Raw genomic sequence first — 16,635 nt, forward strand, 5'->3', positions numbered from 1 at the left:
GCCGACGAGCGCGATCCTCCGGGCTCAACTCCCGTTCCCGAGAAGAGTGTTGAGCTCCCCGTAATCGAGCCCGCCGGCCAGGCTCCCGTACGTTCCCTCGGTGAGCAGTTCCCGGGCCGCCCTGCGGACGAGGGCGTGCGCGGCCTGCGCGATGCCCCCGCCGACGCTGATCCGGGCCACCCCGAGCGCGGCGAACTCGGATACGGACGGCGCCCCGGGCCACGCCATCACGTTGAGCGGCCCGTCGACGCCGGCGACGAGCGCCTCCACGGTCACCGGGTCGACGGCACCGGGCACGAAGATCCCGTCCGCTCCCGCGGCGAGGTAGCCCGCGGCCCGCTCCAGCGTCGCCGCGAGCCGCTCCTCCGGCTCCCCCACGCCCATCAGATAGGTGTCGATACGGGCGTTCACGAACAGCGCCACGCCCTCCGCGTCCGCCGTCGCCCGGGCCACCGCGATCCGCTCCGCCTGCGCCTGCACGGGCCGCAGCGGGGCGTTCCCGTCGTGCCAGGCGTCCTCGATGTTGACGCCGACCGCTCCGGCGTCAAGGACGGCGCGCACGGTGGCGGCGACGTCCCGGGCCGCGTCGGCGTAGCCGCTCTCGATGTCGGCGGTCACCGGCACGTCCACGGCGGCGGCGATCCGCGCGACGGCGTCGAGCGCCTCGTCCCTGCCGAGCCGGTCCCCGTCGGCCACGCCGAGGTCCCAGGACAGTCCGGCGCTGGTGGTGGCGACGGCGGCGGCTCCGGCGTCCGCGACGATGCGGGCGCTCGCGACGTCCCAGGCGTTGGGCAGGACGAGCGGGCGGCCGGCGATGTGCTGCGAACGGAAGGCCATAGCCCGGTCATTGAGGTGCGTACGGTTCGTCATGCGGTAGAGCCAACCATCCGGCTCCCGCGCGCGGCTGGCGAAAATCCGACACGTACGTGTGACTCCCGCTCAGCCTCTCTTCAGCCCCCGCCCGCCGAGGACCGCGCCGCCTCCGCCGCCTTGACGGCCGCGGCGAGCGCGGCGCGGATGTCGCCCAGGCTCTGGCCCAGCTCGGGGGACAGGCCGCCGGCACTCGCGGCGAGGTCGTCGAGGCGCTCCTTGTGCGTGCGCCGGGCCTTGCCGGGGATCAGCCCGCGCAGCTTGCCCGTGGCGGCGAGCACCGCGAGGACCGCGTCGTCCTCGTCCACCCGGCCGGCCGGCTCGGCCCCCTCCAGCGCGCCCAGCACCTCGGCCCGCAGCACCTCGACGTATCCGGCGCGCTCCAGGCCGTACCGGGTCACGGGGAAGAGCCCGAAGACCCGCTTGTGCTCGGCCGACAGATAGCCCTCGGAGGCGAGTTGCCGGCGCACGGTGTCGAGGGTGGCGCCGGAGCGGTAGCCGATCCAGGTACGCCATGAGCGCGGCCTCGACTCCTCTGCGAGTTCCATCAGTTCGTCGAGGACGGGGTCGCCGGTGCGCGCGTCGAAGACCGGGGTGACGACCCCGTCCACGTCGCTGATGATGCGGCGTCGGGCCAGTTCGACGAGTGCGGCGGCGCGGACGGCGAGCGCGAGGTCCGGGGCGCCCGAGACCCTGCCTTTCTCCGTGTCGAAGCCCAGCAGGAAGAGCCGGGCGGGCAGCGAGAGCGAGCCGTGGGGCACGGGGGGCCTCCTCCTGAAGGGTGGTGGCGGGGGCGCGGGGTTCAAGATAATTCGTTGACGGCCCGCATCCGCCTTCGTACGGTGTTGAGCGTTCCCGTTGATCCTGTTGTCGTCGATCGGAGTAGGACGTTGCTCTTCTGAGGTTCTGAGACACCGCGTCACGCGGCCGCACCCCGGTGTGGTGTGCCACGTGTCCTGCGTGTGCGACCTCGGATGACCGAGCCGTCCTCCTGCCGGAATCCGGTGCAGGACTTTCCTTCGCGCCCCTTGCGCTCTCGTTCCTTCCGGCTGTCGTCGCCCGCGGTGTCCCGACGCGCTGCCCACCGTTCCCACCGAGCGACCGCGAGGCCGTATGTCTACCTCCCCCACATCCGTCATCTGCACCTCCCTCACCTACGCCTGGCCCGACGGCACACGGGTCTTCGACGGCCTCCAGGCCGCTTTCGGCCCCGGCAGGACCGGCCTCATCGGCCTCAACGGCGCAGGAAAGTCAACGCTGTTGAAGCTCATCGCCGGAGAACTCGTCCCGGCCGACGGCACGGTCAAGGTGGCGGGCGAGATCGGCTACCTGCCACAGAACGTCACCCTCGAAACCTCGCTCCGCGTGGACGAGGCCCTCGGTATCGCACGCGCCCGGGCCGCGCTGCACGCCATCGAGGCGGGCGACGTACGCGACGAGCACTTCACCGCGGTCGGCGACGGCTGGGACGTCGAGGAGCGCGCCGTCGCGACCCTGGACGGGCTCGGCCTGGGCCGCATCGGTCTCGACCGCACCGTCGGCGAGCTCTCGGGAGGCGAGTCCGTACTGATCCGCCTCGCCGCGCTGCTCCTGCGCCGCCCCGACGTCCTGCTGCTCGACGAGCCGACGAACAACCTCGACCTGGCCGCCCGCGGGCGCCTGTACGCGGCCGTCGACGCGTGGCCGGGCATCATGGTCGTGGTCAGCCACGACCGTGAACTCCTCGAACGGGTCGACCAGATCGCCGATCTGCGCCCGGGCGGCCTCGTCCGCTACGGCGGGAACCTCTCCGCGTACGAGGAGGCACTCGCGACGGAGCAGGAGGCGGCGGAGCGCATGGTGCGGGTCGCCGACGCCGACCTGAAGAAGCAGAAGCGCGAACTGGCGGACGCCCAGGTCAAGTTGTCCCGGCGCAAGCGCTACGGACAGAAGATGTGGGACACCAAGCGCGAGCCCAAGGCGATCATGGCCCAGCGTAAACGGCAGGCCCAGGTCTCCGCGGGCAAGCACCGCCAACTGCACGAGGGCCGGCTCGCCGAGGCGAAGGAGCGGCTCGACGAGGCGGTGGACGCCGTGCGCGACGACGACGAGATCCGCGTCGATCTGCCGCACACGGCGGTGCCGCCCGGCCGCTGCGTCTTCACGCTGAGTCAACTGCGAATGGCCTACGGGGCTTACGTGAAGGGCGAGTTCGAGGTGCGCGGCCCTGAGCGGATCGCGCTCGTGGGGCGCAACGGTTCGGGCAAGACGACGCTCCTGCGCACGATCGCCGGGGACCTCGATCCCGTTGCGGGCGAGGCGGTGGCGCATGTCCCGCTGCGCTTCCTGCCGCAGCGGCTCGACGTGCTCGACGAGGGTCTGACCGTCGCCGAGAACGTGGCGCGGTTCGCTCCCGGGGCGACGAACAACCGCGTCAGGGCGCGTCTCGCCCACTTCCTGTTCAAGGGGGCGCGGGCCGATCAGGCGGCGGCGACCCTCTCGGGCGGCGAACGGTTCAGGGCGACCCTCGCGGCGCTGATGCTCGCCGAGCCGGCACCTCAGCTGCTGATGCTCGACGAGCCGACGAACAACCTCGACCTGGCGAGCGTCCGGCAGCTGACCACGGCCCTGGAGTCCTACGAGGGTGCGCTGCTCGTGGCGAGCCACGACCTGCCGTTCCTGAAGTCCATCGGGGTCACGCGGACGCTGCTCATGGAGGGAGGCCGGCTCCGGGACATCACGAAAGGGGAGGTCGGATACGGCGGGTAGCCGCGCCGGGGGCGGGCGGCGGGGCGGGACCGGGTGCGGGCAGGGGATTCCGTCGCCGGGGCCGGGATGTGCATGATGTCCGCGCCGGAACGTCGCGCGCCGGCCCGCGCGAAAAGCCCGCCCAGTCCGCCCACGAGCCTTCCGAGCCCCCGTGGAAGCGCCGCCCGAGTCCCGAGGAGTGCCGCCCGTGCCCAGCCAGAAGGCCTTGATCCGCCGCCCGGGACCCCGCCTCGCGGACGGGCTCGTCACGCATGTCGAGCGCACGCCCGTCGACCCGGGGCGGGCGCTCACGCAGTGGGAGGCCTACGTCGCGGCGCTGCGGGAGCACGGCTGGGAGACGGTGGAGGTCGGGGCCGCCGACGACTGCCCCGACGCGGCCTTCGTCGAGGACGCGGTGGTCATGTACCGCAACGTCGCGCTGATCACCCGGCCCGGCGCCGCGTCCCGGCACGGGGAGACGGCGGGCGTCGAGGAGGCCGTGTCCCGGCTCGGCTGCTCCGTGAACCGGGTGCGGGAGCCGGGCACCCTCGACGGCGGCGACGTCCTGAAGGTCGGCGACACGATCTACGTCGGACGCGGCGGGCGCACGAACGCGGACGGCGTGGCTCAGCTGCGGGCCGCGTTCGAGTCGCTCGGGGCGAAGGTCGTCGCCGTACCGGTCAGCAAGGTGCTGCACCTGAAGTCGGCGGTGACGGCCCTGCCCGACGGCACGGTCGTCGGGTACGGGCCGATGGTGGACGTGCCGTCCCTCTTCCCGCGCTTCCTGCCCGTCCCGGAGGAGGCCGGGGCGCATGTGGTGCTCCTGGGCGGCGGGAAACTCCTGATGGCGGCGAGCGCGCCGAGGACTGCGGAGCTCTACTCGGATCTCGGTCTGGAGCCGGTTCTGGTGGACATCGGCGAGTTCGAGAAACTCGAAGGCTGTGTGACGTGCCTCTCAGTCAGGCTCCGCGAGCTGCACTCCTGAGGCGGAATGAAGCGTTGGAGGCCACTGAGACCGGAGGGGTCAGTTCCGGGAGGCCCTTTACAGAGGGTTTAACCTACGGCAACGTAACCTACGACACCGTAGGTACCACCGCTCGTGCCTGCGATTCGTCTCCTCGCACTACTCCCGTCCCCCCTGGAGCCCTCGTGACCATCACCTCTCCCCACCTCGGCAGCTCGTCCTCCACCTGGACCGACGCCCAGCTGCTGTACGCGCTGGAGGAAGTGGTCGAGAAGGAACTGAACCGGCACATCAAGGTGGCCAAGGACTGGATGCCGCACGAGTACGTGCCGTGGGCCGACGCCCGTAACTTCCCCGGTTTCTTCGAGGACGGCGAGGCCTGGGCGAAGGACCAGTCCAAGGTCACCGAGATCGGCCGGATCGCGCTCGTCGTCAACCTGCTGACCGAGGACAACCTCCCCAGCTACCACCACGAGATCGCCTCCCTCTTCGGCCGCGACGGCGCCTGGGGTACCTGGGTGCACCGCTGGACCGCCGAGGAGGGCCGCCACGGCATCGTGATGCGCGACTACCTGCTGGCCTCGCGCGCCGTCGACCCGGACCAGCTCGAGCAGTTCCGCATGGCGCACATGGCCGAGGGCTTCGAGTCCGACAACCGGCACTCGATGCTGCACTCAGTCGCGTACGTCGCCTTCCAGGAGCTCGCGACCCGCGTCTCGCACCGCAACACCGGCCACCAGTCGGGCGACCCGGTCTGCGACCGCATGCTGGCGCGCATCGCCACCGACGAGAACCTGCACATGGTCTTCTACCGGAACCTGCTCGGCGCGGCCTTCGAGCTCGCCCCCGACCTCACGATGCAGGCCGTGCGCGACGTCGTCGTCAACTTCCGGATGCCCGGACACGGCATGCCCGGCTTCGAGCGCGCCGCCGCCCAGATGGCCATCGGCGAGATCTACAACATGCGCATCCACCACGACGACGTGATCCAGCCCGTGCTGCGGTTCCTGAAGGTCCTGGACATCGACGGGCTCGGCCCGGAAGGTCTCCAGGCCCAGGAGGAGCTCGGTCTGTACATGGGCGGCCTGGACAGCGAGGCCTCCAAGTTCGACGAGAAGCTGGCGGCCCGCAAGGCCCGTATGGCGGCCCGCGCCGCCGGCTGACCCGCCCCCCGTCACGCAAGCACGCCCCGGGCCACGCGCCCGGGGCGTGCCGCGTCACGGGCGTGCGACCCGCTCATCCGCGACGCAACTGGAGGCGCTCCTTCTCGGAGAGGCCGCCCCAGACGCCGAAGCGTTCGTCATTGTCGAGCGCGTACTCCAGGCAGGCGGAGCGCATCTCGCACCGGCCGCAGATGCTCTTCGCCTCACGCACGGAGCTGCCGGGCTCGGGAAAGAAGAAGTCGGCGCCCGTCTGGGCACACAGCGCCTCGTCCTGCCATGAGGGGACGGGTGTCACGGGAGCGCTCGTCACGGGGCGCAGCGTGTGGTTCGAGTACATGCCGCTGATCGTGCCGCGTGGCGAAAAACAGACGATCAACGACTGATCAACGCGGCGCGCCGGGCGGATCGCGACCTGCCCGCCCGACTCGGCCCGACCCGGCTCAGGTCTGGTCCGGGTCCCCCTTGATCACCGCGAAGCGGGCGCCCTGCGGGTCGGTCAGCTTGGCGATGCGGCCGACACCGGGCAGGTTCGTGGGCGCGAAGCGCACTGTACCGCCGAGCTGCTGGGTCCGGGCGGCGATCGCGTCGACGTCCGGCACATGGAAGTACGGCGACCAGTGCGCCCCGGTGTCGGACTCCGACGGGTCGTCGCCCAGCGTGACCATGCCGCCGAACATGTCGTCCTGGCTCGTGCCGGCCGGGTTCACCGTCACATACATGCCGCCCGGGAACGGCACGTCGAACGTGCCCCAGCCGAGCACCGAGCCGTAGAAGTCCTTCGCCACGGCGACATCCGGGGTGTACAGCTCGATCCAGTTGAGCGAGCCGTCGTCGGTGGCGAGATCCAGGCCCTTGTTCCGTCCTGGCTGCCAGAGGCCGAACGTCGCCCCCGCGGGATCGGCGATGACGGCCATGCGGCCCAGGTCCAGCACATCCATGGTCTGGAACGGCGCGGATCCGCCGGCCTGCTCGGCTGCCTTCACGGTCGCGTCCGCGTCCTGCGTCTGGAAATAGACGGTCCAGGACGGCGGGGCCTGGTCCGGCGTGACCTTCACACCGCCGGCGACGGTCCTGCCGTCCAGCTGGAACAGGCCGTAGCCGCCGACCTCGGGGCCGCCCGACTGGAACTGCCAGCCGAACAGTCCGCTGTAGAAGGAAACGGCGGCGTCGAGATCCGGGGTTCCGAGATCCAGCCAGTTCGGCGAGCCGTCGACGAAACGGGTGGTGAGCATGGTGCCCTCCTCGTTGAGGGTGCCCCCCTTGCAGGGGTCCCGCTGTCTGCCTCACCGAGTCTGGCACCGCGCACTGACAATGGCCGTTCCAAACGCCGCCACCGCCCCGGACGGCCACCTGGCCAACGCTGGCCACCGCGCAGCCCCGCCCGGTCACCGACCACCCATCGCGTCAGCCACCACATCGGCCACCGCCAAGAGTTGAACGGTTCACAGAAATGGGAGCGCTCCCCGTCACAAGTCTTGACCCGTCGCGCCACACTCGCAACAGTAGGGCTCCCCCACACATCAGGAGTCCTCCGTGATATCGCGCAGACTGTTCCTGACCGGCGCCGCCACGGCCGCCACCGCACTCACCTACCCGGCCTGGGGCAGCGCCCTCAGCCCGGACGCCACGGCGGCCCCCGCCACCTGTGAACTCGCCCTGCAGAACAAGTCGTTGCCCGGCACCGTGCGCGCCTACGTCACCGGCCACGAGCAGGGCACCGACCGCTGGGTGCTGCTCAAGCCCGACGGCGGGGTCTACCACCCCGACTCACCGGCCGCGCCGCAGACCCCGCTGCCCGTCGACTGCGCCATCCCCCTGGGCGCCGCGGGTTCGGCGCCGAAGCTCCTGACTTTTCCTCAGATGTACGGCGCCCGCGTCTACTTCGTGCGCGACAACACCCTCGACTTCTTCCTCAACCCGGGCCCCTCGCTCGTCGAGCCTGCCTTCGCGACCTCCACCGACGCGAACTACGGGAAGACCTGGTCGTTCTGCGAATTCACCTTCAACTCGGACCAGTTGTACGCGAACATCAGCTACGTCGACCTGGTGACCGCCCTGCCCATCGGCCTGACCCTGGAGGGCGACGCCACGCACACCGTCGCGCCTCTCCCGGACGGCGCCGTGGAGAAGATCGCCGCGGATCTCGCGGCCCAGACCGCCAAGGACGGGCAGCCCTGGGACAAGCTCGTCATCCGCGGCGGCGACGGCAAGGTCCTGCGCGTCATCTCGCCGCAGAACCTGATGGCCCCGTACTTCGACCGCCCCGACCAGATGCCCTTCAGGGACGTCTGGGACAGCTACGTCGACCAGGTCTGGGAGAAGTACCGCACGACCGACCTGAAGATCGACCTCCAGGGCGGCCGGGGCGTGTTCACCGGTCGCGTCAGCGGCGACACGCTCACCTTCAACGGCGGGCACAGCTTCCCCAAGCCCGCCTCGAAGGACATCTTCACCTGCAACCACGGCCCGTTCACCAACAACCCGGGCGACCCCGACGACAAGAAGGGCCTCCTCGCCCGTCTCGCCGCCGGGTTCAACCGGAGCATCATGCTGACCCACCCCGAGCAGCCGAACGGCACCACGACGGCCGACTACTACCAGGGCGACGTCACCAACCACTGGTCGCGGGTCGTGCACGCCAACTCGCCCATCGGGTACGCCTTCCCGTACGACGACGTGCGTCCCGACGGGCAGCCCGACGTGTCCGGCGCGGCGCACGACGGGAACCCGCGGCGCTTCACCGTCAGCGTCGGATCTTGAAGTGCTCTCCTCCCTTCGCAAGCTCAGGGAGGAGATTCCCACCTACCTTGCGGTGGCGGGCTTGGCGCCACGGGTGCGCCTGACGACTGCCCTCCCGGCAGCCGGGATCGCCACGAGGCCGATCCGGTACAGGTGCAAGATGTTCCGGGCCGCGTTCCAGTCGGCGTTGCCGGACCAGCCGCAGTCTGGGTTCTTGCACACGAACGTGGCCTGGTCCTCCCGGCTGCCGGCTGTGGTCAACCCACAGGCTGAGCAGCGCAGGGAGGTGCCAGGGGCGGGGACCTTGACGAGGGTGCCGCCGTGGCGGGCGGTCTTGTATGTCAGCATCGTCACGGTGCGGCCCCATGCCTCCTGGCTGATGGAGCGGTTCAGGCCGGACTTCTGCGCGACGTTTGTCCCTGGTTCCTCGACGGTGCCCTTGGCCGACTTGACCATGTTCGTGATGGTGAGTTGTTCGACCACGACCGTGCCGTAGGTGCGGGCGAGGTGCGTTGTGGTCTGGTGCTGCCAGTCAACGACTCGGCGCGTGGCTTTTGCGCGGAGCTGCTTGATCTGGTCGTAGGTGTAGTTCAGCCGGTTGGAGCTGCGCTCCTTCGGCTTACGGAAGGACTTGCGGTGCGCGGCCCGTTGTTCGAGGCGGAGCAGCTTGGCCTTTTCCTCCGGGTTCAGCCACTTGTCCCGGTCGGCGGTGCCATCCGGGAGCCGGGCGGGCCGTCCGTGATCCTGATGGTTGCCATCGGACAGGGCAAGGGGAAGGTTGACCCCGGCGTCGATGCCAATCTCAGGGCCGGTGTGCGGCTCAGGCTTAGATTCCAGAGTCTGGACGCGGAAGGCGATATGCCATCCGAGTCCATCTTTGACCAACCGCGCCCCGGTGATCCGATTCTCCCTGTTGGCGAGCTTGCCGACCGGGAGATCCCTGGTCCAGCGGAAGCGGACACGTCCGACCTTGGGGATGTTGACCATGCCCCAACGGCGGTGCACCCGCTTGATCTGCAGATCGCGGCCCTGCGGGATGTCGACGGACATGACGGTGCGCAAACGGGCCTTGAAGTTCGGCGCGTCCGCCCGCCGGTCCCAGCAGTTCCGCCACGCCTGGACATACGTCTTCAGCACCGCCTGCCCGGCCTGCGCGGGGAGCACGGCGAGCCAGTCGAGCTCCTTACGGGCCTGGCGGATCGCCGCATCGGCGGCGGCCAGGGAACGCTTGTCCTTGGGGAGCATCGTCCACCAGTCGTGCAGGCAGTTCCACATGGTGCGGGCTGCGTGCGCCTGGTCGTCCATGAGCCGGATCTGTGCAGGCGTCAGCGCCAGCCGGGCCCGGTGCCCGAACTGCCGCTTGCCTTCCGCACGTTCCGTAGTCACATGGTCACCATAACGCTGGACCCCATGTCGCCGAGAGGGAAGCAAAATCCCGAGGTGCGTTCTGGTCGCCACGTCATCGACAACCTGCACGTCCACTTGGTATTTGTCACCAAATACCGGCGCAACGCATTCACCGATGCCATGCTGACGCGCACTGAGGAGATCACGCGCGCGGCCTGCAGGGACTTCGAGGTCTCAAACAGTTAACCGGCGAGCACGACCATGTACACCTGCTCGTGCACTACCCGTCGAAAGCCCAGCTCCCCAAACCGGTCAACTCCCTCAAGGACGCTCCTCCCGCAGGATCCGCCAGGAGTACAGCACGCACGTCCGCCAATACCTGTGGGGCGGACACTTCTGGTCCGGCTCCTACTTCGCCGGATCCTGCAGCGGAGCACCACTGACCGTCGTCAAGCGGTACATCGAAAAACAGCAGCGCCCTGTGGCCTGAGGACAATACTGCCCACCCGTACGACCAGTGCGGTAGTGCGGTCAGAGCAGTTCCGAGATGGCCTTCACCCCGCCCTGAAGGGCAGAGCACAGGCCAAGATCAAAGGGTAGACCCCGGACGGCTCATGCCCCGGCGTCCTCGCGGATGAGCTCTGCCGCCTTCTCCGCGAGGGCGACGGTCGGGGCGTGGGTGTGGCCGCGGGTGATGCGCGGCATCACCGAGGCGTCGACGACGCGCAGGGCTTCGACGCCCCTGACCCGCAGGCGCGGGTCCGTCACCGAGCTCTCGTCGGCGCCCATGCGGCAGGTGCCGACGGGGTGGTAGAGCGTCTCGGCGCCCGCGCGGATTACCTGCGCGAGCTCCTCGTCGCCGACGGCCCCCGGGTACGGCCCGAGGGGCCCGTCGGTGTACGGGGCGAGCGACTTGGCCGCGAGGAGTTCCTCGGCGCGGCGCACTCCGGCCATCAGCGTGCGCAGGTCCTCGTCGCGGGCGAGATATCCGGGGTCGATCAGGGGCCACGCCGAGGCGTCCGCCCCGCCCGGGGTGATGCGGCCCTCGCTCGCGGGCTGGAGCAGGACGACGCCGATCGTGATGCCGTGCTCGACGGGCGGGGTGAGCCCGTGGTTGACGAACGGCACCGGCGCGTAGATCAACTCGATGTCGGGGGCGGCCAGTTCGGGGCGTGTCCTGATGAAGGCGACCGCCTCTCCGACGTTCGACGTGAGCGGTCCGCGGCCGGCCAGGAGGAAGCGGCCGACATTGGCGAGGGAGTCCGCGCCGGTGAGGGTGACGGGCCGGGGGCAGTGCATCGTGACGGCGAAGGAGAGGTGGTCCTGGAGGTGGCGGCCGACATCGGAGGACGCGACGCGGACGTCGATCCCGGCCTCGGCGAGCTGTTCGGGGTCACCGACGCCCGCCTGCTGGAGCAGTTGCGGTGAACCGATCGCGCCCGCGCTGAGGATCACCTCACGGCGGGCGCGCAGGATGCCGGGGACTCCTTCGGCGACGACGCCGGCCACGCGGGTGCCGTCGAAGTCGAGGCGTGTGACCCGGGCGTCGGTGTGGATGTGCAGGTTGGGCCTGCGCGCGGCGGGTTTCAGATAGCCGTCGGCTGCGCTCCACCGGCGGCCGCGGCGCTGGTTGAGCGGGGTGAGCGCGAAGCCGCCGTGGTCCTCGTGGTTCAGCTCCGGCAGCTCGCGCAGCCCCGCGCCGCGGCAGGCGTCGAGGAAGGCGGACGTCGTCACGTTCGGGTCGCGCGGCGGGGAGATCCACAGCGGGCCCTGGGTGCCGTGCGGGGAGTCTGCGTTCCGGGTGCCCGCCCAGCGTTCGGCGCGCTGGAAGTAGCGCGCGAGCTGGTCGTACGACCACTCCTCGCCGGCCGCCTCGCCCCACGCGTCGTAGTCGTCGCGGTGGCCGCGCACCCACATCATGGCGTTCATCGAGGAGGATCCGCCGAGTGTGTGGCCGCGCGGCCAGTACAGCTCGCGGCCGTCGAGCGCGGACTGCTTGGACGTCGAGTAGTCCCAGTCGTACGGCGTCCTGAACAGCTTCGGGAACGCCGCCGGGATGCGGATCTCGGTTTTGCGGTCGCGCGGGCCCGACTCGACGAGCGCGACGCGCACGGCCGGATCCTCCGACAGCCGCGCGGCCAGCACACAGCCGGCCGACCCGGCCCCGACGATGACGTAGTCGTACTCGCTGTCCTTGCTCAACTCGACTCCAGGTGTGGGTGGTTGGGGCTATGCAGTGTTCCCCGCCGTCCCTGGAGGTGTACACCCGCGATGTACTCCTCGATAGGTCCTTCGCACTACCCCCTCACCACCCCCAACGCAGGCAGGACTGTCTCGGCCACCCGGTACGCCTCCTCCAGGAGCGGGTTACCGGACAGGATGAACGTGTCGACGCCCAGGTCCTGGTACTCCTTGAGACGTTCGACGACCTGGGCCGCCGATCCGACGACCGCCGTGCCGGGTCCCGGACGGAAGAGGCTCATGCCGGGCCAGAGGTTCGGATGGGTCTCCAGCTCGCGTGCCCTGGCCGGGACGCGGCCGCCGTGCTGGCGGAACTGCCGCTGCCAGCCGACCCCGTCCTCGCCCGCGCGCTCGCCGAGCTGCCGCCGGTACGTGGCCTCGGAGGTGACGTCGAGGAGCCGGTCGGCGGCGGCCCATGCCTCGTCCTCGGTGTCGCGGACGATGAGATGGAGGCGCAGGCCGATGCGCAGGGTGCGACCGTGGACGGCGGCGCGCTCGCGGACGCGGTCGAGCTTCTCCTTGAGCAGGTGGGGAGGCTCGCCCCAGGTGAGGTAGACGTCGACGTGTTCGGCGGCCATCTCGATGCCCGGCGCGGACGAGCCGCCGAACCAGAGCGGGACGTGCGGGTCCTGGACAGGCTTCAGGTCGCGGAAGGAGGCGCCGGCGTCTTTGAGGTCGTAGAAGCGGCCCTTGTGGTCGAAGATCTCGCCGGCGGTGAGGCGCTTCACGATCGACCAGTACTCGGCGCTCAGTTCGTAGCGCTCGTCGTGCTCGACGTGGAGGCCGTACTCCTGGAGGGACTTCGTCGAGCCGTTGACGACGTTGAAGCGCAGACGGCCGCCGAAGAGCGTGTCGAAGCTCAGCGCCATCTTCGCGAGGAGCGTCGGCGAGATCAGGCCGGGGTGGACCGCGAGGAGCGGTTTGAACGCAGTGCTTGTCGAGGCCGCGAGCGCGCTGCCCAGGGGCCAGACGTCGTACAGGTCCGTGGCCAGCAACGCGCCGGAGAAGCCGAGGCGTTCGACGGTTCCTGCGAGGCCGCTGAGGTAGCCGAGGTCGACCTGCCTTCGGCCTTCCGGCTCCCAGGGGTAGGCGCCCTCGCGCGGGATGATGTACCAGAGGACTTCGGGTGCGGCGGCCATGGCGTTCAGGCCGCCTTTCGCGCCACGGCGTGGGCGACCGTGACGGGGTGCTCGATGAAGCCGGTGCGGTGGAAGATGTCCGCGCCCTGCTGCTGTTCGGCGAGGAACTCGTCTGTGACGGCCTCGATGCGCCACGGCAGCGCGCGCAGTGCGGTCTCCCAGTCGTCGGCGGTGCCGCCCTGGTGCTCGGCGGCGATCTCGGCGGCCTCGCGCGGGTTCTCCTTCGCCCAGTCGTCGGCGCGCTGGAGTGCGCGGGTCAGGGCGTCGATCACCTCGGGGCGCTGCTCGGCCAGGTCGCGGCGGGTGAAGAAGACGGAACGGTCGGAGATGACGTCGCCGGTGCGGACGACGACACGGACGCCTCCGGTGCGCAGGGCGGCGACGAGCTGGGCGCCCTGCGCGACCCAGGCGGTGATCTCGCCGGAGCGCAGCAGCTTCTCGCTGTTCTCGTCGCCGCGGACCGGGGTGATGTCGGAGGCGTACGAGAGTCCCGCGTCGTCCAGGGCCTTGGCGATGAGGTGGGTCTGCCACGAGCCGATGGCGAGGTGGACGGTGCCGCCCTTGAGGTCGGCGACCGTGCGGACCGGGCTGTCCTCCGGGACGAGGAGCGCGCCGTGGTCGGGGCGGGGCGCCGAGACGGCCGTGTAGACGATGTCGTGGCCGGCGGCCTGGGCGGTGACAGGCGGGGTCGACCCGGTGCCGCCGAAGTCGATGACGCCCTGGGTCAGCAGTTCGCCGGTGCGGACGCCGTTGACGTAGGAGTGGAAGACGGCGCTCTCACCGACGGCGGCCAGCTCCTGCTGCGCGAAGTCCAGGCGCGAGAGGTAGTAGAGCGACGGATTGCTGTTGTGGACACCGATGATGACGGTCATTCAGATCACTCCGGATTCTGCGGGGGTGCGGCTGTGGACGCCGAGGTCGGCGAGGAGGTGCCTGCGGAGGGCGGCGAAGGCGGGGTCCCCGGGGTCGCGGGGGTGGTCGACGCCGACGGGTTCGTCGGTGACGAGGCGCCCGTCGCGCAGGACGCAGACGCGGTCGGCGAGGCGTACGGCCTCGTCGACGTCGTGGGTGACGAGGAGGACGGCCGGCCGGTGCGCGCGGCAGAGCTCGCCGACCAGGTCCTGCATCTTGAGGCGGGTCAGGGCGTCCAGGGCGGCGAACGGTTCGTCCAGTAGGAGGAGTTCGGGTTCGCGCACGAGGGCCCGGGCGAGCGCGACGCGCTGGGCCTCGCCGCCGGAGAGCGTGGCGGGCCAGGCGTCCGCGTGGCGTTCGAGGCCGACCTCCGACAGGGCCTTGAGTCCGCGCGCGAACTGCCCGCGCGGCAGCGCGACCGTCACGTTGGCGAGGACCTTCTTGGACGGTACGAGGCGTGGTTCCTGGAAGACGATCGTGCGGGCCTCCGGGACGAGGACTTCTCCCCCGTCGGCCCCGTCGAGCGCGCCGAGGATGCGCAGGAGCGTCGTCTTGCCGCTGCCGCTGGCGCCGAGCAGGGCGACGAACTCGCCTCGACGAATGGTGAGATCGAGACCGTCGAGGACGGCGCGGTCACCGAAGGCGCGGCGCAGGCCGGTGATGCTGACCGCTGTGCTCATCGGGCGGCCCCCTGTACGGCGCGGCGCCACGGCATGAGTCCGCGTTCGAGGAGCCGTACGACCCCGTCGGCGATCAGGCCGAGCAGGCCGTAGACGAGGATGCAGACGGCCAGGATGTCGGTGCGCGCGTAGCTCTGCGCCTGGGACATGAGGTAGCCGATGCCGGCCGTGGCGTTGATCTCCTCGGCGGCGATGAGCGCGATGACGCTGAGGGTCATCGACAGGCGCAGGCCCGCGAGCAGTGACGGCAGGGCGCCGGGCAGGACGACCTCCCTGACGATGCCGAGCCTGCTCATGCCGAGGCTGCGCATAGCCTCGACGAGTTTGCGGTCGGTGTTGCGGACGCCGCTGGACGTGGAGACGTACATGGGGAAGGTGGTGGCGACGGCGATGAGGAGGATCTTCGCGGTCTCGTTGATGCCGAACCAGACCATGAACAGCGGCACGAGGGACAGGAACGGGATGGTGCGCAGGGTCTGCAGGGAGGAGTCGAGGAGCTCGTCCCCCAGCCGCGTGAAGCCGGTCGTGATGCCGAGGGTGAGGCCGGTGACGAGCCCGAGGGCGAGGCCGAGTCCGGAGCGGGTGAGGGAGGTCGTGAGCGCGTCGGGCAGCTGGCCGTTCCTCCACAACTCACCGACCGCATCGATGACTTGGAGTGGTGAGGCGAGGACGTCGGGAGTCAGCAGGCCCGTCGCGGACGCCACCCACCACAAAACGAGGAGGACGACAGGCCCGAGGGCCCTGACGGTGACGGAGTAGGCGCGGGGACGGGGCCTGCCGGACGGCGGGCGCGGGGTGACGAGACCGTGCGGTGCCGCCTGTTCCGTGCTCCGCGCCCGCCGGTCGGTGAGCGTCACGACAGCTTCTCCACGTCGATGAGGTGTGCCGCGACGTCGACCTTCGTCTTGGTCACCTTCTGATCGGCGTAGAACCGGGCGACCTCCTCGAAGCGCTTGATGTCGGCGTCGGTGATCGGCTCGACGGTGCCGCCCTCGGCGGTGAACCCAGTCTGGATGCCCCTGGCTTCACCGGTTACGGCCTGCGGTCCGGCGTCGGTGTTCACGTTCAGATAGGCGGCCGGGTCCTTCTTCTCCTTGACGCTGCCCTCGTGGAGGTAGGCGTAGAGCGCCTTGACGACCTCGGGGTGCTTGTCGGCGAAGCCCGTACGGACGGCGTTCAGGCTGTAGTTGTCGGAGCCGATCTCTTTGCCGTCGGCGATGAACTCCGCTTTTCCGCTGCCGAGTTCGGCCACCGCGTACGTCGACCAGACCGCCCAGGCGTCGACCTTGCCGGTGTTGAAGACGGCGGCGGTCTGGTCGGGGCGGAGGTAGACGCGCTCGACCTTGCCGGCCGGGATGTGGTGGTCGGCCAGGGCCTTGAGGAGCAGGTACTCGCCGGTGCCGCCCTGATTGACGGCGACCTTCTTGCCGACGAGGTCCTCGATCTTCTCGATCCCGGAGCCCTTCTTGGCGAGGATGCCCTCGCCGACCGGGTCGGGGGCCGTCGCGGTGAAGAACTTGAAGCCGGGGGTCTGGGCGAGCGAGGTGATGCCCGAGGTGATCGAGCCGGTCGCGATGTCGAGCTGGTCAGCGTTCATCGCCTGAGCCGCGGGAGCGAACGGACCGGCGCTGCCCGTCCATTCGACCTTGGCGTGCACCGTGGCGAGCGCCTTGGCGAGGGAGCCGTCCTTCTTGCCGAGGGCGAGGACTCCGGAGTTCCCGGGGTCGGGGATGCGGACGGTGACCTCGGCCGCGGCGCCGGAACCGGAGTCCGCCTCGGACGTGCCGCAGCCGGCGACGGCCGTGAGCGCGGCGAGTGCGGCGAGCGCCGACAGGGTCTTCGGGATACGCATG

At 70.4% G+C, this 16,635-nt stretch carries 15 protein-coding genes and 1 pseudogene; 5 read left to right on the plus strand and 11 right to left on the minus strand.

Annotation, left to right across the window (positions count from 1 at the left end; translation table 11 throughout):
• Nucleotides 1-24: 24 nt before the first annotated feature.
• Both OG758_RS13240 and OG758_RS13245 read right to left on the minus strand, forming a co-directional pair.
• Nucleotides 25-870, minus strand: coding sequence for an isocitrate lyase/PEP mutase family protein (locus tag OG758_RS13240; RefSeq protein ID WP_326710173.1), 846 nt, complete (start codon nt 868-870; stop codon nt 25-27).
• Between the two features lie 80 nt (nt 871-950).
• Complete coding sequence (locus OG758_RS13245) at nt 951-1,631, minus strand: GOLPH3/VPS74 family protein (protein WP_326710174.1); 681 nt, start codon at nt 1,629-1,631, stop codon at nt 951-953.
• A 352-nt stretch (nt 1,632-1,983) separates the two neighbouring features.
• Here OG758_RS13245 and OG758_RS13250 point away from each other — a divergent pair, with 352 nt between their 5' ends.
• The 3 genes from OG758_RS13250 to OG758_RS13260 all read left to right on the plus strand — a co-directional run bounded on the left by OG758_RS13250 (nt 1,984) and on the right by OG758_RS13260 (nt 5,724).
• Entirely contained in the window at nt 1,984-3,618 is a 1,635-nt protein-coding gene (locus tag OG758_RS13250) for an ABC-F family ATP-binding cassette domain-containing protein (RefSeq protein ID WP_326710175.1), read from the plus strand.
• Between the two features lie 187 nt (nt 3,619-3,805).
• Nucleotides 3,806-4,582 carry a dimethylargininase gene (gene ddaH, locus OG758_RS13255; protein WP_326710176.1) on the plus strand — a complete coding sequence of 259 codons (777 nt, stop codon included), beginning with the start codon at nt 3,806-3,808 and terminating at the stop codon, nt 4,580-4,582.
• Between the two features lie 164 nt (nt 4,583-4,746).
• Complete coding sequence (locus OG758_RS13260; protein ID WP_326710177.1) at nt 4,747-5,724, plus strand: acyl-ACP desaturase; 978 nt, start codon at nt 4,747-4,749, stop codon at nt 5,722-5,724.
• Nucleotides 5,725-5,797: 73 nt separating this feature from the next.
• On the opposite strand, the gene OG758_RS13265 is transcribed toward OG758_RS13260, so the two are convergent.
• Nucleotides 5,798-6,061, minus strand: coding sequence for a WhiB family transcriptional regulator (locus OG758_RS13265; protein WP_326710178.1), 264 nt, complete (start codon nt 6,059-6,061; stop codon nt 5,798-5,800).
• A gap of 103 nt (nt 6,062-6,164) precedes the next feature.
• On the minus strand, nt 6,165-6,956 hold the full coding sequence (locus OG758_RS13270; RefSeq protein ID WP_326710179.1) for a VOC family protein: 792 nt from the start codon (nt 6,954-6,956) through the stop codon (nt 6,165-6,167).
• A 301-nt stretch (nt 6,957-7,257) separates the two neighbouring features.
• Here OG758_RS13270 and OG758_RS13275 point away from each other — a divergent pair, with 301 nt between their 5' ends.
• A complete protein-coding gene (locus OG758_RS13275) occupies nt 7,258-8,484 on the plus strand; it encodes a glycoside hydrolase family 64 protein (RefSeq protein ID WP_326710180.1) in 1,227 nt (408 codons plus the stop codon).
• A 42-nt stretch (nt 8,485-8,526) separates the two neighbouring features.
• Here the strand turns inward: OG758_RS13275 and OG758_RS13280 are convergent, their stop codons facing one another.
• Nucleotides 8,527-9,849 (minus strand): RNA-guided endonuclease InsQ/TnpB family protein, encoded by a 1,323-nt coding sequence (locus OG758_RS13280; protein ID WP_326710181.1) that lies wholly within the window; start codon nt 9,847-9,849, stop codon nt 8,527-8,529.
• A gap of 24 nt (nt 9,850-9,873) precedes the next feature.
• Between OG758_RS13280 and tnpA the strand changes: the two are divergent.
• Nucleotides 9,874-10,300: pseudogene (gene tnpA / locus OG758_RS13285) on the plus strand (IS200/IS605 family transposase).
• A 122-nt stretch (nt 10,301-10,422) separates the two neighbouring features.
• On the opposite strand, the gene OG758_RS13290 reads toward tnpA, so the two are convergent.
• The 6 genes from OG758_RS13290 to OG758_RS13315 all read right to left on the minus strand — a co-directional run bounded on the left by OG758_RS13290 (nt 10,423) and on the right by OG758_RS13315 (nt 16,634).
• Nucleotides 10,423-12,012: a GMC family oxidoreductase gene (locus tag OG758_RS13290; RefSeq protein ID WP_326710182.1), complete on the minus strand. Its 1,590-nt coding sequence runs from the start codon at nt 12,010-12,012 to the stop codon at nt 10,423-10,425.
• Between the two features lie 95 nt (nt 12,013-12,107).
• Complete coding sequence (locus OG758_RS13295; protein ID WP_266557752.1) at nt 12,108-13,190, minus strand: LLM class flavin-dependent oxidoreductase; 1,083 nt, start codon at nt 13,188-13,190, stop codon at nt 12,108-12,110.
• Nucleotides 13,191-13,195: 5 nt separating this feature from the next.
• Nucleotides 13,196-14,062, minus strand: a complete 867-nt coding sequence (locus OG758_RS13300; RefSeq protein ID WP_266932103.1) for an ABC transporter substrate-binding protein — start codon at nt 14,060-14,062, stop codon at nt 13,196-13,198.
• Nucleotides 14,063-14,782: an ABC transporter ATP-binding protein gene (locus OG758_RS13305; RefSeq protein WP_326710183.1), complete on the minus strand. Its 720-nt coding sequence runs from the start codon at nt 14,780-14,782 to the stop codon at nt 14,063-14,065.
• A complete protein-coding gene (locus OG758_RS13310) occupies nt 14,779-15,639 on the minus strand; it encodes an ABC transporter permease (RefSeq protein WP_326710184.1) in 861 nt (286 codons plus the stop codon). The genes OG758_RS13305 and OG758_RS13310 overlap by 4 nt, the downstream gene beginning before the upstream one ends.
• Nucleotides 15,636-16,634, minus strand: a complete 999-nt coding sequence (locus OG758_RS13315) for an NrtA/SsuA/CpmA family ABC transporter substrate-binding protein (RefSeq protein ID WP_326710185.1) — start codon at nt 16,632-16,634, stop codon at nt 15,636-15,638. Before OG758_RS13315 ends, OG758_RS13310 begins: the two co-directional genes overlap by 4 nt.
• Between the last annotated feature and the right edge of the window lies 1 nt (nt 16,635).

Origin of the sequence: Streptomyces sp. NBC_01474 (assembly GCF_035918215.1) — a bacterium.
In the GTDB taxonomy this organism is placed as follows: Bacteria; Actinomycetota; Actinomycetes; order Streptomycetales; family Streptomycetaceae; genus Streptomyces; species Streptomyces aureus.